The organism is Burkholderia sp. MSMB1459WGS (assembly GCF_001534535.1).
Lineage (GTDB): Bacteria > Pseudomonadota > Gammaproteobacteria > Burkholderiales > Burkholderiaceae > Burkholderia.
Genome location: NZ_LPMU01000008.1, coordinates 60,856 through 81,886, shown reverse-complemented (window position 1 = coordinate 81,886; position 21,031 = coordinate 60,856). Strand labels below are relative to the sequence as shown.

Below are 21,031 nucleotides of genomic sequence, written 5' to 3'. Positions count from 1 at the left end.
TGGAACGCAGAGTCGGAGAAAAACCCTCGTGCCTTCCGTCAGCCCTTGCCGGACCCGGCCACCGCCACCGCGCGAATCTCGACGCACAGCCCCGGCAGCGCCAGCTGCGTGACGCCCACCGCCGTCCACGACGGGTAACGGTCGGGGAAATACACGTCCTTGACCGCTGCGAAGCCTTCGGTCTCGCGCTGCAGATCCGTATGGAAGGTCGTGAGTTCCACGACGTCGGCGAGGCTCGCGCCGGCTTCCTCGAGAATCGTCTTCAGGCATTCGAACGCGATCCGCGCCTGCGCCTGCACGCCGTCGGCCGGCTGCATCTGCGCGTCGAGGCCGACCTGGCCCGACACCCAGATCGTGTCGCCGACGCGCGTCGCCGGCGAGAAGTGGTACGCGTCGTACCACGGCTGGAACGCTGCCGGCACGATCGATTGCCGCTTCGGAGTGGCTGTCATGATGAAAATCTCCCGGTTCAGACGAGTTGACGGAAACACGGCGCGCGGAACGGATCGCCGGCCTTCAGCGCGGCGAGTTCCTCGACGAACAGCACGCCGGCCGGCGTGAATCCCGAGCGGCTTTCGTCGGGCAGCGGACTGAACACCGCGTCATCGCCGAAAAAGCGCAGCACGAGCGTGTGGCGATCGGGGAAATCGGCGTCGACCGCGCCGCCGCCGTGCAGCACGCCCGGATGAAGCAGCAGCACGTCGCCCGGTTTCGTTTCCCACGACAGGATGTCGTATGCATCCGGCGCCGCACGGCGCTCGGCCTCGATGTCCGGCAAGCGCGGCCATACGTCGCCGCCATGCAACGGGTCGGTCGGATCGTCGGCGTTCTGGAACGTCGTGCCGTCATGGCGCACACCGTGATGCGAGCCGCGCACGATCTCGAGCGCATTGCGCTTCGGTACGTGCTCGAAGCTGATCCACGCGTTGCCGAAATGCATCCCCTGCCACGGCAGGTACGACGTGTCCTGGTGCCACGGCGAGCGTGCGCTCTTGCCGCCGGCCTTCATGAACAGCTCCTCGGCGAAGTACCATACGTGCTTCGAGCCCCACAGGTCGGCGAACAGTTGCCCGAACGGCAGCGTGCCGACCAGTGCGTCGAGCCGCGCCTTCGCGTACGGGTTCGCGTTGTCGTTGTGCGACTTGTATTCGGTGCCGTCGAGCAGCGTCGTCGCCATCGGGCCCGGGTTCTCCATCCCCCAGTCGAACACCGCGCGGCATTGCGCGAGTTGTTCGTCGTTCAGCACGCCTTCGATGAGCACGGCTCCGTCCTCGAAGAACGCCTTGCGCGTCATTGCATCCATCGTCCATCTCCCGATTCGTTCAGCCACGACCGGCAGTTCGCCTTCATTGCCGGTCACCAGTAGAACACGATGACTATGTTAGGTCATCATGACAAAAATAATGAAAAGAAAAAGACGGGGTATTCCCTGTTTCGTCTGCATGATCGAACGTCCGTCGCCGTCCGCCGCCGGCCCGTCATGACAATCGGCTTTCGGCCTTCATACACGCACACGACAACGCACCGCCGCCGCTTCTTCGCGCGTTCATCCGCGCACGCGGTCGAACACCATGTGCGTGATGAAGCCGACCAACACCGCGTCGGCCAGCGCGTCGACCGTGCTCCGTGCATCGGCCGCGCCGTCCGACTGCATGCCGTCGCACAGCGCGGTCAGACCGCGCGCCAGCACCGGCGCAGGCAACGGCAGCGACACGCCGGCCCGCGCCGCATACGCGTCGATGCACGCGACCGCGAGCGCCTGCCGCTCGCGCAGCAACGCGCCGAAGCGCGCGCGGAACCGCGTATCGCGCGCCGCCTGGAGCTGCGCGTCGAGCCACATCAGGCGCGATGCAGACCGGGTCGTGCCCCTTCGCCAGTACGCGAGCATCGCGCGCTGCGCGTCGTCGGCGGGGTCATGCGAACCGACGATCCGCTGCAATGCCGCGGCGGCCTCGCCCTGATCGCGTCGTAGCAACTCGAACAGCGCGTCGGCCTTGCCGCGGAAGTTCGAGTAGAACGCGCCGCGCGTAAGCCCGGCCGTCGCGGCAATGTCTTCCACGCTCGCGGCCGCATACCCCTTCTCCGCGAAGATCGCGCGCGCGGCATCGATCAGGCGTTCGCGCGTCGCATTGCGCCGCTCTGCGCGGGTCAGGCGAACCCGGTCCATCCGCGCGCTCCGCGATCGCCGCAGCCGGACCCGCGACCGGCGCGCGCCGTGTCTGCTTCCTCGATGGCGCGACTCATTTCGGATACGACAGGACGCTCGCGTTCACCTTGCCGGGCCCGGCGTCGCGCTCCAGCGCGCAATACGCGTAATAGAGCGTGGCGGTCAGATACGACCAGGTCAGCAACGCCAGTACGTAGAAATTGAGCACGACGTTGGTTTCCTCGCCGGGAATCTTGTAGAAATCGTAGATGCACGCGATCGCCTGCGAAGCGACGAGCGCGAGCGTCGTCGTCAGCGCATGGACCGCGTGGCCGGCACGCACGAGCCGCCACACGAAACCGGCGAGATAGATCGACATCAGCGTCCACATCGCCACGTAAAAGTACGGCAGCGCATGCTGCAACGCGCCGGCAACGAGCGCGACCGTCCCGAGCGTCGCGAGCACGAACAGCGTCACGTCCTGCCGCATCGACGGCCGGTAGCCGTGCGTGACGGCCATCAGGCCCGCGACCGCGATCACCGGCATCCCGAACCCGCGCGAGAACGCGTCGAGGAAGTGCGAAACGAAGTACGACACCGGCGATTCCGTCGCGAAGAAGATCACTGCGTTGGACGCGGAGATCGTCACGATCCACCATTCGAAGCCGAGCAGGAAGTTGCGCTTGCGCACGAACTTGAAGCCGTAGACGCCGGTCGTCATCGCGAGCGTCGCGCTGGCAAGACAAAGGACAAGTGATCTGTGATCCATGGTTCGAACTCCCGAAGTCGATTGCTGCCGTTGATTCACTGCCTGGCGGGGCCAAGGCTTGCAAGATAGGTCGCCACCGCCGCCCGATCGTCCGCCGACATCGCCTGCGCGACGCGCTGCATCGTGCCGGTCGCCTCGCTGCGCGAGCCCGTCGCGAACGCGTCGAGCTGCGCGAGCAGATAGTCGTAACCCTGGCCGGCCAGACGCGGGAACTGCGCCTGCCCCGTCAGCCGTGCGCCGTGGCAGGCCGCGCACGCGCCGGCCGTCACGAGTTGTTCGCCTTTCGCGCGCAGTCGTGCATCCGGCTTGAAATAGCGGTTGTCCAGCGGCGCCTGCTTCGCGTAATAGCCGGCCACACGCGTGATCTCGGCCTCGCTCATCGTCATCGCGAGCGGGCCCATCGTCGGGTTCGTGCGTTGCCCGCCCGCAAACGCGCGAAGCTGCGCGGCCACGTATTGCGCCGGCTGGCCGGCGAGGCTCGGATAAGCCTGGCTGAGCGACGTGCCCTTCACGCCGTGGCAGCCCATGCACGCGTCGGTCACGCGCGGCCACGGGCCGCCGTCGGCGTCATCGGCTTGCGCGGCCGTATCGATATGGCGCTGCAGGCGATAGAAGCCGAGCAGCGTCGGGCCGTAGAGCGCCAGCAATGCACCGATCGCCACGAGCGCCACGACGAGCAGCATGCGTTTCTTCATTTTCGGTCTCCTAAGCACGACGCAGCGCATTGAGCGCCTGAAGCGCGCTTTGGTGACCGGAGCGCACGGCGCCGTCCATGTAGCCGGCCCAGATGTTCGCGGTCTCGGTGCCCGACCAGATCAGGTTGCCGCACGGCGCGCGCAACGCGTCGCCGTGCGCGCTCCAGAAGCCGGGCGGGATCGCCGACACGCACGTGATCGTCCACGGGTCGGCCAGCCCCCAGTCGCGATCGTGGTACGACACCGGCGCACGCGCTTCGTCGCCCCACGCCTGCGCATAGAGATCCATGTGCATCTGCTGCGCGGCCTGCGGATCCGACGGCATCAGCGCATTCCGGACGAATGCGTTGATCACGCCGATCTCGCCGCCCGGCGGCGAATTGTCGTAGGCCCAGAAGATCGGCCCGTCGGTCTGGAAGATGTGGCCGTTCAGTCCCTTGTCGCGCCAGAACGGGCGGCGATAGACCATCGCCGTCTTGCGCGCCGGCGAATGGGCCGGCCACGCGCGCTGCAGCGCGTGGCGCTTTTCAGGCAGCGGCGGATCGAATTGCACCTGGTGGCACAGCGCCGGGTGAAGCGCCATCACGACCTTTCTCGCGCGCACCGTGCCGCGATCGGTCTGCAACGTGACGACGTCGCGATCCCAGCCGACGATCCGCCGCACCGGCGACGACAGCCGCACCTTGTCGCCCAGTTGCTGCGCCATCCGGATGCTCAGGCGCTGCGAGCCGCCGACGAACCGCGTTTCCTGTGCGCTGTGCTTGATCGAGTCGAGCTGCGCGTAATCGCAATCGGCGGAGTTGATCATCGACAGGAAGTGCAGCAGCCCCATCTTCGCCGGCGCGACGCCGCCCGACAGCGAGATCGACGCGTTCCAGCCCATCCGGTCTTCCGCCTTGATACCCTGTGTCGCGAGCCAGTCGCCGACCGACAGCCGGTCGAGCTCGCCGACCTTCGGCGACGTCCACGGCGCACCGGACGGCACGTCGCGCGACAACCTGCCGAGCTTCGCCGCGACGGCCTCGTCGGTGCCGAAGGTGCCCTCCAGGTCGATCTCGGCGCGCCCGTCGCCGCCCAGGATCACCGTCTTGCCCGCGTAGTAGCTCGGAAACGTGCCGACTTCCAGCTCGCGGGCAAGATCGGCGATCGCCGTCTGGCCCGGGCCGATCCACTGGCCGCCGACTTCGGTCACGAAGCCGCCGCCGACGTCGTAGTTCAGCGTGCGGCCGCCCACGCGGTCGCGCGCCTCCAGCACGACGAAGGATTCGCAGCCCGCGTAACGCAGGTCGCGCGCGGCCGTCAGGCCGGCCAACCCGGCGCCGACGATCGCGACATCGAGGACGTCGCCGCCCTGGCCGGCGGCTGACGCCGAATCGGCCTTCGCCCGCGCGGCGCCGAGTGCAAGACCGCTCGCCGCGACCGACGCGCCCGCGACCTTGAGCCACTGCCTGCGCTGCAGGTCGGCCGACCCGCTGATGGATGACTTCCTGGACATGATCGGTAAATGACGCCTGCAATGGGCGCGAACGCCGGCCGCCCTGCCGGGAGACAGCCATCGTTCGCGCGGAGTCTGACGACGGGATGCGATCCCGATCCGCTTCACCTGCCGCCGGCCCACCCGCCCCTCTGACGGGGCGCGCGAATCCGGTTCGCATTCCTGCCTGAACACGCGCCGGACTGCCCGTACCGATATGGATTTTCCGGCGCCTATAATTAGTACATGTTGCAAAAGTTAGGTCATGATACATAAAACAGGATTGAAAAAAAAAGACAGGGTATTCCCCTGTCGGGCAATGCATCGCAGCGCTTCCGAAAGGTCGCGGAAAGCCGGCGCACGCGACGGCGATCGGCGCGGCTTCGCCCGTCTCCGTTCGGTTGCGCGGGCCGTGCGGTAGTATGGCGATTCGATGGAACCCCGATAGATCCGAACGAGTGGCCATGCCCGAATTTTCTTCATCTCCCGGCGCCGGCCAGCGCGCACAGGCGCTCGTCCTCATCGCCGAGGACGAACCCGAGATCGCCGAGATCCTGATCGCCTATTTCGCGCGCAACGGCCTGCGTACCGTGCACGCCGCCGACGGCCGCCGCGCGCTCGAACTCCACCTGTCGCTGAAGCCCGATCTCGTGCTGCTCGACGTGCAGATGCCGCACGTCGACGGCTGGAAGGTGCTCGCCGAGATCCGCCATCGCGGCGATACGCCGGTCATCATGCTGACCGCGCTCGACCAGGACATCGACAAGCTGACCGGGCTGCGCATCGGCGCCGACGACTACGTGGTCAAGCCGTTCAACCCGGCCGAAGTCGTCGCGCGCGCCCAGGCGGTGCTGCGCCGGTCGATGGGCGGCTCGCGCCAGGAAGAGCAGCGCGTGCTGCGCGCCGCGCCGTTCGAGATCGATCTCGAGCACCACGAAGCGACGGTCGAAGTCGACGGCGCGCGCCACACGCTCGTGCTGACGCTCACCGAATTCAAGCTGCTCGCGCAGCTCGCGCGCGCGCCGCGCCGCGTGTTCAGCCGCGCCGAGCTGATGGCCACCTGCCTGCCGGAAGGCGATGCGCTGGAGCGCACGGTCGACAGCCACGTCAGCAAGCTGCGCAAGAAACTCGACGATCTCGGTGTCGCGGGCGTGCCGGCCAGCGTGCGCGGCGTCGGCTACAAACTGTGGAGCGGCGAGTGAGACTCGATGGCCTGAGCCGCCAGATCGCGCTGACGATGGGCGCGATCGCCTTCGGCGTCACGGTGCTGATCGTCGTGACGGCCTATGCGTTCTACTACCTGCTGTACCAGTACTCGCCGGAGTCGTTCCAGCCGCAGAGCTGGCTCCCGAGCGGGCCGGAGTGGGTATGGATCATCTCGACCACGCTGGTCGGCCTGCTGATCGCGATCGTCGTCGCGATCAACCTGTCGCGCCGCATCCTCGTGCCGCTGAATTCGGTGACGGACAGCATTCGCCGGGTCGCGCGCGGCGATCTCGGCGCACGCGCGGTTGCCGGCGACCGTTCGTTGAAGGAAGCGGCGCTGCTCGCCGACAACTTCAACGCGCTCGCGAGCGAGCTGCAGCGCGTGACCGACGAGCAAACCTTCTGGAACGCGGCGATCGCGCACGAGCTGCGCACGCCCGTGACCGTGCTGCGCGGCCGGCTGCAGGGGCTCGCCGAAGGCGTGTTCACGCCGAGCGAGGCGCTGTACCGCAGCCTGCTCGCGCAGGTCGAAGGACTGACGCGGCTGATCGAGGATCTGCGCGTGGTCAGCCTCGCCGACAGCGGCCACCTGAGCATCGAGATCCGCGACACCGATCTCGCCGCCGAAGTGCGCGCCGTGGTCGACGTGTTCGCGCACGCGCTGCAGGCCGCCGGCCAGCATCCGGAACTCGATCTCGACCCGCGTCGCATGCGCTGCGACCCGGTCCGCATCCGCCAGGCATTGCTCGCACTGCTGGAGAACGCACGCCGCCATGCGGTGCCCGGCGCGATCCGGATCCAGACGCGCATCGAGAACGGAATGTGCCGGCTGCGCGTCGAGGACGACGGCCCGGGCATTCCCGCCGAGTTCGCGCCGCACGTGTTCCAGGCGTTCCGGCGCGTCGACGAGTCGCAACCCGGCGGCACCGGCCTCGGGCTCGCCGTCGTCGCGGCGATCGCGCATGCGCATCGCGGCGAAGCGCTGTGCGTGCCGACCGGCGCGGGCGGCACGCGGTTCGACGTGCAGTGGCCCGACGATCTCGTGCCGGCGCCCGACGGCGAGCGCTTCCCGGCGTAACGCGCGGGCCCCGGCGCTCACGCGCGCGGCTTGCGTTCGACCTGTTCGAGCGGCGGGCTGAACCCGGCGCCGTATGCACCATCACGGGCACCGTCCCCTTCCCGGCCGCGCGCTGCACGCCCCCGCGCGCACGGCGCCGGCACGGTCGAATGCCGGCCGCGTGCGGATGGTCACGTAGCGCACCACCTCCAGTGCCTCGCTTCGCGCAATCGCCAGCTTGCGCACCGCGCCGGACACGTGCGGCTGAAGCGGAAATGAACACCTGGGGTTATCGATTGATCCCAAAGATTCATTGGACAGCGTCTCCGCCGCCGCGCGATGCTGGGCCGGCCCGTGAACGCAGCGTCATTGCAACGCCGCGCACGAACATGGAGTGAGACAGATGCCCACCGACCACCGTCAACGGCGCCACACGCTGTGGCTGCTGTGCGCGCTTTCGTTCATCCTCTACGTCGACCGCGTCAATCTCGCGACCGCAGCCGGCGCGATCAAGGCCGAACTCGGGCTGTCGAATACCGAGCTTGGCGTCGCCTTCTCCGCGTTCGCGTATTCGTATGCAATTTGCCAGATCGGCGGCGGCTGGATCGCCGACCGGTTCGGCGCCCGCATCACGCTGATCGGCTGCGGGCTGATCTGGGTCGTCTCCACGTTCGCGACCGGGCTCGTGCACAGCCTCGGGCTGCTGTTCGCCGCGCGCCTGCTGCTCGGCATCGGCGAAGGCGCGACGCTGCCGGCCCAGGCCCGAGCGATCACGCAGTGGTTCCCGCGCGAGCGGCGCGGCGTCGTGCAGGGCTTCACGCATTCGTTCTCCCGGCTCGGCAACGCGGTCACGCCGCCGATCGTCGCCGCGCTGATGACGTGGCTGTCGTGGCGCGCGGCGTTCTTCGTGATCGGCGCGGTCACGCTGGCGTGGCTCGCATGGTGGATCGCCGGTTTCCGCGAGCATCCGCTTGGCGACGACGATGGCCGCACGCGCACCCGCCGCCCCGCCGCACTCTCCGGGCCCACGCCGTGGGGCCCGCTGTTGCGCCGGATGGCGCCGACCATCTTCGTGTACTTCTGCTACGGCTGGACCGCGTGGCTGTTCTTCACGTGGCTGCCGACCTTTTTCTTGAACGGTCAGGGCCTCAACCTGAAATCGACCGCGTTGTTCGCGTCCGGCGTGTTCTTCGCGGGCGTCGTCGGCGACACGCTCGGCGGCTGGCTCTGCGACCGCATCTACCGGAAGACCGGCAACCTCGCGCTGTCGCGCCAGAGCGTGATCGTGACGAGCTTCGTCGGTGCGCTCGCCTGCCTGCTGCCGCTCGCCTTCGTGCACTCGACGGCCGGCGTCGCGCTGTGCCTGTCGGGCTCGTTCCTGTGCCTCGAACTGACGATCGGGCCGATCTGGGCCGTGCCGAGCGATATCGCGCCGGCCCATGCCGGCATCGCGAGTGGAATGATGAACGCCGGTTCCGCGATCTCGGGAATCCTGTCGCCGATCCTGTTCGGCTATCTCGTCGATCGCACCGGCAGTTGGACGGTGCCGTTCATCGGCTCGGTCGCGATGCTGCTGTTCGGCATCGTCGCCGCGCTGCGGATTCGGCCGGACCGCGCGCTGTCCGACTCGATGCCGGCGCTCGCCGACGCGCCCGCCGCGCCGTCGGCACACTGAAGCCGGTCTTCGCTGCCTCTGTCGTCCCTTCCGCGCCGTCGTCACGCATCGCCGCGTTCCGCGACACGTGACCGGCGCGGCGGCGCACCGCCGGATCAGGCGCCGCCGTCCGCGCCCACGGCGTCCTGGTGAAACAGCGCGAGAAACTGCCGGGCGGGAATGCTCAACGGCCGGTCGCGCCGCACGAGGCTGCCGTACGACGGCAGCTTCTGCTCCAGCGTGTAATCGACGATCGCGACGAGCCCGTGCGCCGCGTTGCGCTGCGCGACCGTCAGCGGAATCACGCCGAGCATCGACGAACGGTCGACGAGGTTCATCGTGGTCAGGATCGAGCCCGTTTCGACGAGCCCGCGCGGCATCGGCTGGTGACGCGCGCGGAATTCGCGCTCGACGACCTCGCGCGCCGGGCTGCCGGCCGGCTGCAGGATCCACGCGTACTCGAGCAACGCGTCGAATTCGACCGGCCCCGCGCCCGCGAGCGGATGGTCGCGGCCCGCGATGATCGCGAGCGCCTCGTCGTCGACCACGCGGAAGTCGCAGTCGGTCCCCACGTTGCGCCCGATCACCACTTCGAGCACGCCTTCGCGAAGCTGCGGCATCAGCCGGTCGCTCGTATCCACCGCGATGTCGATCGCAAGCAGCGGATAACGCGCCTTCAACCGCACCAGCGCCTCGGTCAGCCGCCCCGGCGACGCCGCCATGATGCTGCCGATCGCGAGCCGCCCCGCGCTGCCCAGTTGCAGCTCGCCGAGTTCGCGGTTCAGCGCCTCCATGCTGCCGCGGATGCCGCGGAAATAGCCGAGCACGCGCTCGCCGGCCGGATTCAGCACGAGCCCGCGCCCGATGCGATCGAACAGCCGCTGGCCGAGCGCGCTCTCCAGTTCGGCCAGCATCTTCGTCGCGGCCGGTTGCGTGAGGCCCATCTGCTCGGCCGCCGCGCGCAGCGTCGAGCATTCGTCCACGGCGAGCAGCAGCGCGATCTGGCGCATGCGCAGCCGGTTCAGCAATTGCGGGGTCGAATCTCGTCGGTCGATCGAGCCCATCTTCGATTACTCCTGGTTATCGATTCATCAAGAGTTTTCAATTTACCGACTCATTCCGTCTACCTAGCATCAACCCCATAGACCAACGGCCGTGCGCCGCCACCGGAGACACCGCATGCACACCCCCTCGACCGACGCCGCCCTGCCCGTCGTCGCGCTGACGCTCGGCGACCCCGCCGGCATCGGCGCCGAACTGATCGCGAAACTGCTCGCCCGCCCCGATGCGACCGCCCGCGCGAACCTCGTACTGATCGGCGATCGCTGGCTGTGGGAAGCCGGCCAGCGTGTCGCCGGCGTCGAGGTCGACGTCGAACCCGTCGCGTCGCTCGCCGCCGTGCGCGGCCGGCCGTCCACCGAGCGCGCCGCGTTCGTCGCGGTCGATACGATCGATCCCGCGCTGGTCACGGTCGGCGAGGCGGGCGCTGCCGGCGGCCGCTCGGCGCTGACCGTGCTCGACCGTTGCCTCGACGCCGCGCACGCCGGCGATGTCGATGCGATCTGCTTCGCACCCCTGAACAAGTACGCGATGAAGCTCGGCGGCCTGCGTCACGACGACGAACTGCACCACTTCGCCGAAGCGCTCGGCGTGACCGGCTACTTCTGCGAATTCAACACGCTTGGCGAACTGTGGACGGCGCGGATCTCGTCGCACATTCCGCTCAAGGATGCGGCCGCCCAACTGAGCATCGAACGGATCGAACAGGCGTCGGAGCTGATCTACCGGTCGCTGCTCGCGAACGGCGTCGCCGCGCCGAAGGTCGCGATCGCCGCGTTCAACCCGCACGGCGGCGACGGCGGCAGTTGCGGCCGCGAGGAAGTCGACGTCATCGAGCCGGCCGTGCGCCGGTTGCAGGCACGCGACTGGCCGACCGACGCGCCGTTCCACGGCCCGTTCCCGGCCGACACGATCTTCCTGAAGGCACAGGCCGGCGATTACCAGGCGGTCGTCACGATGTATCACGACCAGGGGCAGATCGCGATCAAGCTGCTCGGCTTCTCGCGCGGCGTGACCGTGCAGGGCGGGCTGCCCGTGCCGATCACGACGCCCGCGCACGGCACCGCGTACGACATCGCGGGCCGCGGCACGGCCGACGTCGGCGCATCCTGGCAGGCGCTGCAGATCGCGTGCCGAATGGGCGCCGCGCGGCGCTCGCCCACCGTTTCGGCGTGACGCTCGCACGCCCTCTACACCGACGACATCGATTCCGGAGACACCACCATGAAGATTCGCTCCGTACGCGCCCGCGTATTCCAGTGGAAAGGCAAGACCGTCCCGCCGCAAGGCAACTTCTGCTCGAACGCGATGGACCTGCTGTATGCGCCGCAGGAAACGATGAGCACGTTCCGCTTCCATGCGTGGACGGTCGTCGAAGTCGAAACCGACGACGGCATCGTCGGCCTCGGCAACGTCGCGCTCGCGCCGCACGTCGCGAAGGCGATCGTCGACCAGTACCTCGCGCCGCTCGTGATCGGCCAGGACCCGTGGGACTACGAGTACCTGAGCCAGCGCATGTACCGCGCGACGCACGCCTGGGGCCGCAAGGGCATCGGCATGGCCGCGATCTCGGCGGTCGACATCGCGATCTGGGACATCCTCGGCAAGAGCGTCGGCAAGCCTGTGTTCAAGCTGCTCGGCGGCCGCACCAAGGAACGGATCCCGTGCTACTACTCGAAGCTCTACCGCACCGACCTGAGGGCAATGCAGGAGGAAGCGCAGCAGTACCTGAAGGAAGGCTTTCGCGCGTTCAAGATGCGCTTCGGCTACGGGCCCGCGCACGGGCAGCAGGGCGTGGTCGAGAACCTGAAGTCGGTCGCGGCGATCCGCGAGGTGATCGGCTACGACAACGACCTGATGCTCGAGTGCTACATGGGCTGGAACCTCGAGTATGCGAAGCGCATCCTGCCGAAGCTGGAGAAGTACCAGCCGCGCTGGCTGGAAGAGCCGGTGATCGCCGACGACATCGACGGCTACGCGGAACTGAACCGGCTCACGACCATCCCGATCTCCGGCGGCGAGCACGAATTCACGCTGTACGGCTTCAAGCAGTTGCTCGACCGCAAGGCCGTGTCGGTCGTCCAGTACGACACGAACCGCGTCGGCGGGATCACGATGGCGCACAAGATCAACGCGCTGTGCGAGGCGTACAGCGTGCCGGTGATTCCGCACGCGGGCCAGATGCACAACTACCATCTGACGATGAGCACGCTCGCGTCGCCGATGAGCGAGTACTTCCCGATGTTCGACGTCGAGGTCGGCAACGAGCTGTTCTATTACATCTTCGACGGCGAGCCGGTGGCCGAGAACGGCTTCCTGCAACTGCGCGACGACGTGCCGGGCCTCGGCCTCACGTTGAAGACCGAATTCCTCGACCAGTTCGACATCGTCGAGTGAGGCCGGCCATGAGCACACGCTACCAGGGCGTCTTTCCCGTCGTGCCGACGATTTTCGACGCGCACGGCGCGCTCGATCTCGACGGCCAGCGCCGCTGCATCGATTTCATGATCGATGCCGGCTCGCACGGCCTTTGCATCCACGCGAACTATTCCGAGCAGTTCGCGCTCGGCGACGACGAACGCGATCTGCTCACGCGCACCACGCTCGAGCACGTCGCGGCCCGCGTGCCGGTGATCGTCACGACGTCGCACTTCAGCGCGCGGATCTGCGCGCAACGCAACCGGCACGCCCAGGCGCTCGGCGCCGCGATGGTGATGGCGATGCCGCCGTACCACGGCGCGACGTTCCGCGTCTCCGACGCGCAGATCCGCGCGTACTTCCGCGAAATCGCCGACGGCCTCGCCATTCCGCTGATGATCCAGGACGCACCGGCCAGCGGCGTCGCACTGCCCGCGTCGCTGCTCGCGGCGCTCGCGCGCGAGATCGACGCGGTGTCGTACTTCAAGATCGAGACCGCCAGCGCCGCGTCGAAGCTGCGCGAGCTGATCGCGCTCGGCGGCGACGCGATCGAAGGGCCGTGGGACGGCGAGGAAGGCATCACGTTGCTCGCCGACCTCGATGCCGGCGCGACCGGCGCGATGACGGGCGGCGGCTATCCGGACGGGATTCGCCGGATCACCGACGCGTATTTCGCCGGGCGTCGCGACGACGCGTACGACGAATACGCGCGCTGGCTGCCGCTGATCAACTACGAGAACCGCCAGTCGGGCTTCCTCACCGCGAAGGCGCTGATGAAGGAAGGCGGCGTGATCGCGTGCGACCGGCCGCGCGCGCCGTGGCCCGAGCTGCATCCGCAGGTACGTGCCGGCCTGCTCGACACGGCGCGGCGGCTCGACCCGCTCGTGCTGCGCTGGGGGCGCTAGACATCGTTTTTTCACCCGCAACGCGCGTGTGTTGCGCATCGGCGTGACAGCGGCCCGACAGAAAGCCGCCGCCGCTCATCGGATGGACGGAGACACCATGAATCTGCTGAACCCCACGACCCCGGCATACGAAGCCGGCGAAGCCATTCCGCGCCGCCGCTGGCTGCGCGTGATCCCGCCGCTGCTGCTCGCCTGCATCATTTCCTACATGGACCGCGTGAACATCGCGTTCGCGATGCCGGGCGGAATGAACGCCGATCTCGGCATGGACGCGACGATGGCCGGCCTCGCCGGCGGCATCTTCTTCTTCGGCTACCTGTTCCTGCAGATTCCCGGCGGCCGGCATGCGGCGCTCGGCAGCGGCAAGACCTTCATCGCGTGGTCGCTCGTGAGCTGGGCCGTGCTGTCGGCACTGACCGGGCTCGTCACCCATACGTGGCAACTGTTGACGCTACGCTTCCTGCTCGGCGTGGCCGAGGGCGGGATGCTGCCCGTCGTGCTGACGATGGTCAGCCACTGGTTTCCCGATCGCGAACGCGGCCGCGCGAATGCGATGGTCATCCTGTTCGTGCCGCTCGCCGGCATGATCACCGCGCCGCTGTCCGGCTTCATTCTCGCCGCGTACGACTGGCATCACCTGTTCTTCAGCGCGGGCGCGCTGTCGCTGCTGTGCCTGGTCGTGTGGATGCTGTTCGCCGACGACGGTCCGCAGACCGCACGCTGGGTGTCGCCGCGCGAGAAGGCGTACATCCTCGACGCGCTGCGCGACGAGCAGGAACGCAAGCGCGCGGCCGGCACGCCGGCTGCCGCCTCGTTCGGCGCGCTGCTGCGCCACCCGACGATCTGGCTGCTCATCGCGATCAACTTCTGCTATCAGGCCGGTATCTACGGCTATACGATGTGGCTGCCGACCCTGCTGAAAAACCTCACGCACAGCGGGATGGGCAGGATCGGCCTGCTCGCGATGCTGCCGTACGTCGCGATGGTGATCGGGATGCTCGTCACGTCGTATTGGTCCGACCGGACCGGCAAGCGGCGGCTGTTCGTGCTGCTGCCGCTCGTCGGCTTCGCCGCGTGCCTCGCGCTGTCGGTGCTCACGCATGCGTCGATGGCCGTGTCGTTCGCGTTCCTGATCGGCTGCGGCTTCTTCCTGCAGGCGGCGGCCGGCGTGTTCTGGGCGATTCCGCCGAAGCTCTGCAGCGTCGAGGCGGCCGGCAGTGCACGCGGCCTGATCAACGCGCTCGGCAACCTCGGCGGCTTCTGCGGCCCGTATGCGGTCGGCGTGCTGACGCAGCACGTGAGCGCGGCGGCCGGCGTGTACAGCCTCGCCGTCACGCTGGCCGTGGCAGGCTTGCTCGCGTTGACGCTGCCCCGCCGCTGCGAAGACTGACGCGCGCGCCGACACACGGCGGGCACGCGAACGAAACAACGGAGACACACCATGAACGACATCCTGTTGCTGGTGCAGAAATGCGCCCACACCTTCAGCTTCTACGATCTCGAAACCAAAGCCGCGCTCAAGCACATCGTGTTGCCGAACTTTCCGCACGAGTTCACCGTCGACGTGAACGACCGCTACGCGTACGTCGGCATTTTCGGGATCGAGACCGCATGGTCGCGCGGCCATGAAGGCGATCACCGGATCGCCGAGATCGATCTCGTCGAGCGCACGCACACGCGCATGCTCGACCTGTGGCCGTACTACCGGCCGCACGGGATGGCGAGCGACCGCGACGGCCGGCTGTACGCGATGAGCGAGGCGCACGACATGCTGCTCGTATTCGACGAGCCGACCCGGCAGCCGGTACCGAACATGGCCGTGCCGTCCGGCGGCGTGAAAACGCACCTCGTGACGCTCACGCGCGACGCGAGCCGCGCGTACGGCGTGCATCTGCTGTCGAACACGGTCACGCAATTCCATCCGCGCGACGCGACGGTCGCGCCGCGCGCGGTGATGCCCGGCCCCCGCCCCGAAGGCAATGCGCTGTCGAGCGACGAGCGCACGCTGTTCGTCGCGAATCGCGGCGACGACACGCTGGTCGAGATCGACACCGAAACGATGACCTGCCGCCGTCGCGTCAAAACCCGCAGCGATCCGAACCGCATCTACCGGGCGAGCGCGCCCGACGGTCGCGACCTGCTGCTGTTGACCAATTCGGGCGAGCAGTCGATCTCGGTATTCGATGCGCGGCAGCTCGAGGAGATCGAGCGCATCGCGCTGCCCGCGAACCCGACCGCGCTGTCGTTTCATCCGTCGCGGCGCGTCGCATACGTATCGTTCCAGGACGACCACGTGCGCGAACTCGACCTCGACGCATGGCGCTTCGTCGGTGCGCTGCCGACGCTGCGCGAGCCCGATGCGTCGTACGTGCTCGCCGGCGCGCTCTGACATGCGCGACGAAGCGCCGCCCGACGGCATGCCCGACGCGCTCGTCGACGCGCATCATCATCTGTGGCGACTCGATGCGGGCGCGCACTACCCGTGGCTGCAGACGCACTACGACCCGGCGCGCTTCATGTTCGGCGACTACGCGGCGCTGTGCCGCAACTTCGGCGTCGACGATTTCCGGCGCACGGCGCAGTGTGCACCGCTCGTCGCCAGCGTGCACGTCGAAGCCGAACGTGCGCGCGATGAGGCGCTCGCGGAAACGCGCTGGCTGCACGAGGTCGCGGCCGCGCACGCGCTGCCGTCGGCGCTCGTCGCGTGGGTCGATCTGCTGGCGGGCGATGCGGACGAACGGCTCGCCGAACAGGCCGCATGGCCGCGCGTGCGCGGCGTCCGTTTCAAGCCGCGCACCGCGACAGCGCCCGATGCATCGATCGACGAACCGGGCGCTCTGCACGATCCGCGCTGGCCGGCGGCGCTCGAACGTCTCGCCGCGCACGGCCTGAGCTGGGATCTGCGCGTGCCGTTCTGGCATCTCGGCGACGCGGCCGCGATGCTGGCCGATGCGCCCGAAGTCGACGTCGTGCTCGAACACGCGGGGCTGCCGTGGGATCGTTCCGAAGCCGGGGTCGCGCGCTGGCGCCGCGGCATGGAAGCGCTTGCCGCATTGCCGCGCGTGGTCGTGAAGATTTCCGAACTCGGCTTGCGCGATGCCGTGTGGAACGACGCGGACAACGCGCGAATCATCCGCGACACGATCGCGATCTTCGGCTGGCGGCGCTGCCTGTTCGCCAGCAATTTCCCGGTGGCCGGGCTGCGCGTGTCCTATCCCGCGCTGCTGCGCACGTTCGCCGGCGCGATCGCGCACCTCGACTGCCCCGCGCGCCGCGCGATCTGGCATGACAACGCGCTGCGCGTGTACCGGATCGCGCTCGACGATGCAGCGCAGCGTCCGGCGCGCGGGTAACGCCGCATTTCCTCCGTGCCGCCCCGTCGGTGGAGCGCCGCGCCCGCCCCGACCACCACATTTTGTGCATCGCACGACCGACCCTGAGCAAAAAGTATCGGTTCGCGAACTTTTTTGATGTGGTGATCGCATCGCCCGCGTCACACCATTGTCCCTGCCGTCATCGGCGGCATTCGAACAAGCAGAATCAAGGAGACACGGGTGAACAAGATGCGAATCGTCGCAGCCGGCGTGCTGCTCGGCGCCTGTCTGCCGGGCGTCGCGACCGCGCAGGTCTGCAAGGTGCCGACCCTTCGGGTGCTCGCGCAGAAGAGCCTCGGCTTGTCGGTGATGGAGAAATCGCTGGCCGACTACGAGAAGAAGAGCGGCACGAAGGTCGAGATCAGCTATTTCGGCGAGAACGACCGCCGCGCGAAATCGCGGCTCGACGCGTCGACCGGCGCGGGTTCGTACCAGATCTACTACGTCGACGAGGCGAACGTCGCCGAATTCGCGTCGGCCAACTGGATCGTGCCGCTCCTCAAGTACTACCCGAAGGAATACGACTACGACGACTTCCTGCCCGGCCGCCGCGCGGTCGCGAGCTACAACGGCGTCGCGTACTTCGCGCCGCTGATCGGCGGCGGCGACTTCCTGTTCTACCGCCGCGACCTGCTCGACGCCGCGCACATCCCCGTGCCGAAGACGCTCGACCAGCTCGTCGCCGCGATCAAGAAGCTCAACGCGCCGCCGAAGCTGTACGGCTGGGTCGCGCGCGGCCAGCGCGGCTCGGGGATGAACGTGTGGCGCTGGTCGCCGTTCATGCTCGGCATGGGCGGCGCGTGGACCGACAAAGGCGGCCAGCCCGCGTTCAATTCGCCGGCCGCCGTGAAGGCCACGCAGCTCTACGGCGACCTGTTCAAGTACGCGCCGCCGGGCGCCGCCACCTACGACTGGAGCAACGCGCTCGAAGCGTTCCGCTCCGGCAAGGTCGCGTTCATGATCGAATCGACGCCGTTCGCGGACTGGATGGAAGATGCGAGCAAGTCGAGCGTGGCCGGCAAGGTCGGCTACACGCGGCCGCCCGCGCCGCTGCCGTCGGCCGCGTACGGCCACGGCTTCGCGATCTCGGCCGTCGGCGCGAAGGACGACTGCACGCGCATGGCCGCCGGCCGCTTCATCGCGTGGGCGACCAGCAAGGACCAGGAGCAGGCACGGCTGCGCAACGGCGTATTCAGCGACTACAACCGCACGAGCACGATCGGCAGTCCGTACTTCAAGCAGCACGTCGCGCCGCAGATTCAGGCCGGGCTGAACGACACCAACCCCGTCACGCAGGTGACGATCTGGCGCACGCCGCAGTGGCCGGATATCGGCGACAACCTCGGCATCGCGCTCGAACAGGTCTTCACCGGCACGCAGACGGACATCCGCGGCACGCTCGACGACGCGGACCAGTACGCGAAGGACGCGCTCGAACATGTCGCTCGCAAATGACGGCGCCGGCGGACGCGCGCTCGGCGTCCGCCCCGCCCCTTCCCAGCCTTCGGCCCGGCGCGCCAGCGCGCGCCGCGACCGCACGAGCCTGCCGTGGGTGTTCCTCGCGCCGACGCTCGCGCTGCTCGCGGTCCTGAGCCTCGTCCCGACGATCGCCGCGATCAACCTCGCGTTGCGCAACCGCGTGCTGCGCTACCCGGACAGCGAATACGTCGGCCTGCGCAATTTCGTCCGGCTCGCGTCGGACCGGCGCTTCCTGAACGCGATCGAGGTGTCGGTGCTGTGGGAAGTCGTCACGGTCGCCGGCGCGGTGCTGGTCGGCATCGCGCTCGCGGTGTTCCTGTTCGAGCGCGTGCACGGTCGCTGGCGCCGCTTCGCGTCGCTGGTGCTGATCATGCCGGTGCTGCTGCCGCGCGTGTCGGCCGCGTTCATCTGGAAGTTCATGTACGCGCCGCTCACCGGGATCCTGAGCTGGCTGCTCGGCACGCTCGGCGTCGAGCACACCGCGTTTCTCGCCGATCCGCATCTCGCGCTGTATGCGGTCGCGCTCGTCGACGTATGGCAGTGGGGACTGTTCTTCGCGGTCGTGATCCTGAAGCTGCTGGAGACGCTGCCGCCCGAGCCGCTCGAAGCCGCGCGGCTCGACTACGCGACGACGTGGCAGGTGCATGCGTACATCGCGCTGCCGATGCTGAAGGCGCCGCTCGTGAGCCTCGTGTTCATCAAGATGGTCGAATCGCTGCGCTCGTTCGACCTGATCTACGTGATGACCAAGGGCGGCCCCGGCATCGCAACCGAAACGCTCGATCTCTACGCGTACCAGCAGGGCATCGGCCTCGCCGGCAAGGTGTCGTATGCGTCGGGCATGGCCGTGCTGATGATGGTCGCGACCACGCTCGTCTTCACGCTCATCTGGAAGAGGGTCAACAAATGGGACGACTGACGGCTCGCCGAATGGCTCGCCGCGGCTCTGCCGCCACCGTGTCCACCGGCGCCATCGCCGGCGCGATCCTGATCGTCGCCGCGTTTCCGCTGTTCTGGGCCGTGCTCAATTCGCTCAAGCACCTGCTCGACATCGTCACGCCCACGCCGCGCTTCTTCTTCACGCCGACGCTCGCGAACTACGAACAGGTGCTGTCGAGCCCCGAAGTATTGATCGGGCTCGGCAACAGCATCGCGATCGTCGGCGCGGCCGTGCTGATCGGCGCGGTGCTCGGCGTGCCGGCCGCGTACGCGATCGCGCGCTACCCGGTGCGCGGCAAGCGCGACATCCAGTTCTTCCTGCTGTCGCTGCGCTTTTTGCCGCCCGTCGCGGTCGCGCTGCCGCTGATCGCGATCTGGGTCGATCTCGGGCTGTACGACACGAAGCTGTCGATGATCGTCACGTATCTGCTGGTCACGCTGTCGACCATCACGTGGCTGTCGATTCCCGTATTTCGCCGGCTGCCGCGCGAGATCGAGGAAGCCGCCGCGCTCGACGGCTACGGCCCGTACGCGGTGTTCTGGCATATCGCGCTGCCGGTGTGCGCGAGCACGCTGCTCGGCGGGATCGTGTTCAGCTTCGTGCTGGTGTGGAACGAACTGATGATCGCGCTCGCGCTCACGTCGTCGCGCAGCGCGACGCTGCCGGTGGTCGCGTCCGCGTTCACGTCGCTCGGCCAGGAAGTGCCGTGGGGCGTGATCAACGCGTCGACGGTGCTGCTCGCGCTGCCGCCGCTCGTATTCGTCGGCATGCTGAGCCGGCTGCTCAATTCGATCGTCAAGGGAAAATGAGGAGAACACGTTGAAAGCGCTCGTACTCGAACGCACGCGCGAGCTCGCGCTGCGCGACATCGACCTGCCGCAAGAGGTCGGCCCCGGCGACGTCCGGATCAAGGTTCATACGGTCGGCGTCTGCGGCAGCGACGTGCATTACTACGTTCACGGCGGAATCGGCCCGTTCCGCGTCGATGCACCGATGGTGCTCGGTCACGAAGCGTCCGGCACCGTCGTCGAGATCGGCGCCGGTGTCACGCACCTGCGCGTCGGCGACCGCGTGTGCATGGAGCCCGGCGTGCCGCGCCTCGATTCGCCCGCCACGCTGCGCGGGCTGTACAACCTCGATCCCGACGTGCGCTTCTGGGCGACGCCGCCGATCCACGGCTGCCTGACGCCGTTCGTCGTGCATCCGGCCGCGTTCACGTACCGGCTGCCCGACAACGTGTCGTTCGCCGAAGGCGCGATCGTCGAGCCGCTGTCGATCGGCCTGCAGGCCGCGAAGAAGGCGGCGATGAAGCCGGGCGACCTCGCGGTCGTGATCGGCGCCGGCACGATCGGCGCGATGACGGCGCTCGCCGCACTTGCCGGCGGCGCCGCGCGCGTGATCCTCGCCGACGTCGTGCCGGACAAGCTCGCGTTGTTCGCCGGCAACCCGGCCGTCACGACCGTCGACGTGCGCACGCAGCCGCTCGCCGACGCGGTGGCCGGCGCATCGGGCGGCTGGGGCGCGGACGTCGTGTTCGAGGCAAGCGGCAGTGCTAACGCGTATGCGGGCCTCGTCGATCTGATGTGCCCGGGCGGCTGCGCGGTGCTGATCGGGATGCCGGTCGCGCCGGTGCCGCTCGACGTGGTCGCGCTGCAGGCGAAGGAAGGCCGCATCGAATCGGTGTTCCGCTACGCGAACATCTTCCCGCGCGCACTCGCGCTGATCGCGTCCGGCGCGATCGACGTGAAGCCGTTCATCTCGCGCACGTTCCCGTTTTCCGAAGGCGTGCGCGCGTTCGAGGAAGCGGCGAGCGGGCACCCGCGCGACGTCAAGATTCAGATCGAAATGGATTGAG

20 protein-coding genes are annotated in these 21,031 nt (G+C 68.2%); 13 read left to right on the top strand and 7 right to left on the bottom strand.

What is annotated here, in order from left to right:
* Window positions 1-38: 38 nt before the first annotated feature.
* The 6 genes from WT97_RS03895 to WT97_RS03870 all read right to left on the bottom strand — a co-directional run bounded on the left by WT97_RS03895 (window position 39) and on the right by WT97_RS03870 (window position 5,105).
* Window positions 39-452 carry a RidA family protein gene (locus WT97_RS03895; protein ID WP_059786396.1) on the bottom strand — a complete coding sequence of 138 codons (414 nt, stop codon included), beginning with the start codon at window positions 450-452 and terminating at the stop codon, window positions 39-41.
* A gap of 17 nt (window positions 453-469) precedes the next feature.
* The gene (locus WT97_RS03890; RefSeq protein WP_060032538.1) at window positions 470-1,303 is read right to left on the bottom strand and encodes a phytanoyl-CoA dioxygenase family protein; all 834 of its coding nucleotides are present in this window, start codon (window positions 1,301-1,303) and stop codon (window positions 470-472) included.
* A gap of 243 nt (window positions 1,304-1,546) precedes the next feature.
* The gene (locus WT97_RS03885) at window positions 1,547-2,167 is read right to left on the bottom strand and encodes a TetR/AcrR family transcriptional regulator (RefSeq protein WP_060352883.1); all 621 of its coding nucleotides are present in this window, start codon (window positions 2,165-2,167) and stop codon (window positions 1,547-1,549) included.
* Window positions 2,168-2,240: 73 nt separating this feature from the next.
* Complete coding sequence (locus WT97_RS03880; protein WP_060352882.1) at window positions 2,241-2,915, bottom strand: hypothetical protein; 675 nt, start codon at window positions 2,913-2,915, stop codon at window positions 2,241-2,243.
* A 35-nt stretch (window positions 2,916-2,950) separates the two neighbouring features.
* The gene (locus WT97_RS03875) at window positions 2,951-3,610 is read right to left on the bottom strand and encodes a c-type cytochrome (RefSeq protein WP_059792132.1); all 660 of its coding nucleotides are present in this window, start codon (window positions 3,608-3,610) and stop codon (window positions 2,951-2,953) included.
* Window positions 3,611-3,620: 10 nt separating this feature from the next.
* A complete protein-coding gene (locus WT97_RS03870; RefSeq protein ID WP_060352881.1) occupies window positions 3,621-5,105 on the bottom strand; it encodes an FAD-dependent oxidoreductase in 1,485 nt (494 codons plus the stop codon).
* A gap of 443 nt (window positions 5,106-5,548) precedes the next feature.
* On the opposite strand from WT97_RS03870, the gene WT97_RS03865 reads away from it, so the two are divergent.
* From WT97_RS03865 to WT97_RS03855, 3 genes are all read left to right on the top strand, one after another.
* The gene (locus WT97_RS03865; RefSeq protein ID WP_059503617.1) at window positions 5,549-6,286 is read left to right on the top strand and encodes a response regulator; all 738 of its coding nucleotides are present in this window, start codon (window positions 5,549-5,551) and stop codon (window positions 6,284-6,286) included.
* Window positions 6,283-7,368: an ATP-binding protein gene (locus tag WT97_RS03860; RefSeq protein WP_060352880.1), complete on the top strand. Its 1,086-nt coding sequence runs from the start codon at window positions 6,283-6,285 to the stop codon at window positions 7,366-7,368. The genes WT97_RS03865 and WT97_RS03860 overlap by 4 nt, the downstream gene beginning before the upstream one ends.
* Before the next feature lie 382 nt (window positions 7,369-7,750).
* Window positions 7,751-9,022 carry an MFS transporter gene (locus tag WT97_RS03855; protein WP_059792124.1) on the top strand — a complete coding sequence of 424 codons (1,272 nt, stop codon included), beginning with the start codon at window positions 7,751-7,753 and terminating at the stop codon, window positions 9,020-9,022.
* 95 nt (window positions 9,023-9,117) lie between these two features.
* Here WT97_RS03855 and WT97_RS03850 read toward each other — a convergent pair whose 3' ends face one another.
* A complete protein-coding gene (locus WT97_RS03850; protein ID WP_060032522.1) occupies window positions 9,118-10,065 on the bottom strand; it encodes a LysR family transcriptional regulator in 948 nt (315 codons plus the stop codon).
* Between the two features lie 115 nt (window positions 10,066-10,180).
* On the opposite strand from WT97_RS03850, the gene WT97_RS03845 reads away from it, so the two are divergent.
* The 10 genes from WT97_RS03845 to WT97_RS03800 all read left to right on the top strand — a co-directional run bounded on the left by WT97_RS03845 (window position 10,181) and on the right by WT97_RS03800 (window position 21,030).
* The gene (locus WT97_RS03845; RefSeq protein ID WP_060352879.1) at window positions 10,181-11,236 is read left to right on the top strand and encodes a 4-hydroxythreonine-4-phosphate dehydrogenase PdxA; all 1,056 of its coding nucleotides are present in this window, start codon (window positions 10,181-10,183) and stop codon (window positions 11,234-11,236) included.
* A gap of 48 nt (window positions 11,237-11,284) precedes the next feature.
* Window positions 11,285-12,457 carry an L-rhamnonate dehydratase gene (locus WT97_RS03840; RefSeq protein ID WP_059792118.1) on the top strand — a complete coding sequence of 391 codons (1,173 nt, stop codon included), beginning with the start codon at window positions 11,285-11,287 and terminating at the stop codon, window positions 12,455-12,457.
* A gap of 8 nt (window positions 12,458-12,465) precedes the next feature.
* Window positions 12,466-13,383 (top strand): dihydrodipicolinate synthase family protein, encoded by a 918-nt coding sequence (locus tag WT97_RS03835; protein ID WP_060352878.1) that lies wholly within the window; start codon window positions 12,466-12,468, stop codon window positions 13,381-13,383.
* Window positions 13,384-13,480: 97 nt separating this feature from the next.
* Complete coding sequence (locus tag WT97_RS03830; RefSeq protein WP_060352877.1) at window positions 13,481-14,773, top strand: MFS transporter; 1,293 nt, start codon at window positions 13,481-13,483, stop codon at window positions 14,771-14,773.
* A 51-nt stretch (window positions 14,774-14,824) separates the two neighbouring features.
* Window positions 14,825-15,772: a YncE family protein gene (locus tag WT97_RS03825; RefSeq protein ID WP_060352876.1), complete on the top strand. Its 948-nt coding sequence runs from the start codon at window positions 14,825-14,827 to the stop codon at window positions 15,770-15,772.
* Between the two features lies 1 nt (window position 15,773).
* Window positions 15,774-16,736, top strand: coding sequence for an amidohydrolase (locus WT97_RS03820; protein WP_060352875.1), 963 nt, complete (start codon window positions 15,774-15,776; stop codon window positions 16,734-16,736).
* A 210-nt stretch (window positions 16,737-16,946) separates the two neighbouring features.
* Window positions 16,947-18,212: a sugar ABC transporter substrate-binding protein gene (locus WT97_RS03815; RefSeq protein ID WP_373558391.1), complete on the top strand. Its 1,266-nt coding sequence runs from the start codon at window positions 16,947-16,949 to the stop codon at window positions 18,210-18,212.
* The gene (locus WT97_RS03810; protein WP_257128447.1) at window positions 18,196-19,155 is read left to right on the top strand and encodes a carbohydrate ABC transporter permease; all 960 of its coding nucleotides are present in this window, start codon (window positions 18,196-18,198) and stop codon (window positions 19,153-19,155) included. The genes WT97_RS03815 and WT97_RS03810 overlap by 17 nt, the downstream gene beginning before the upstream one ends.
* An 11-nt stretch (window positions 19,156-19,166) precedes the next feature.
* Window positions 19,167-19,985, top strand: a complete 819-nt coding sequence (locus WT97_RS03805; protein ID WP_179949743.1) for a carbohydrate ABC transporter permease — start codon at window positions 19,167-19,169, stop codon at window positions 19,983-19,985.
* Window positions 19,986-19,995: 10 nt separating this feature from the next.
* Window positions 19,996-21,030, top strand: coding sequence for an NAD(P)-dependent alcohol dehydrogenase (locus WT97_RS03800; protein WP_059792104.1), 1,035 nt, complete (start codon window positions 19,996-19,998; stop codon window positions 21,028-21,030).
* Window position 21,031 lies beyond the last annotated feature (1 nt).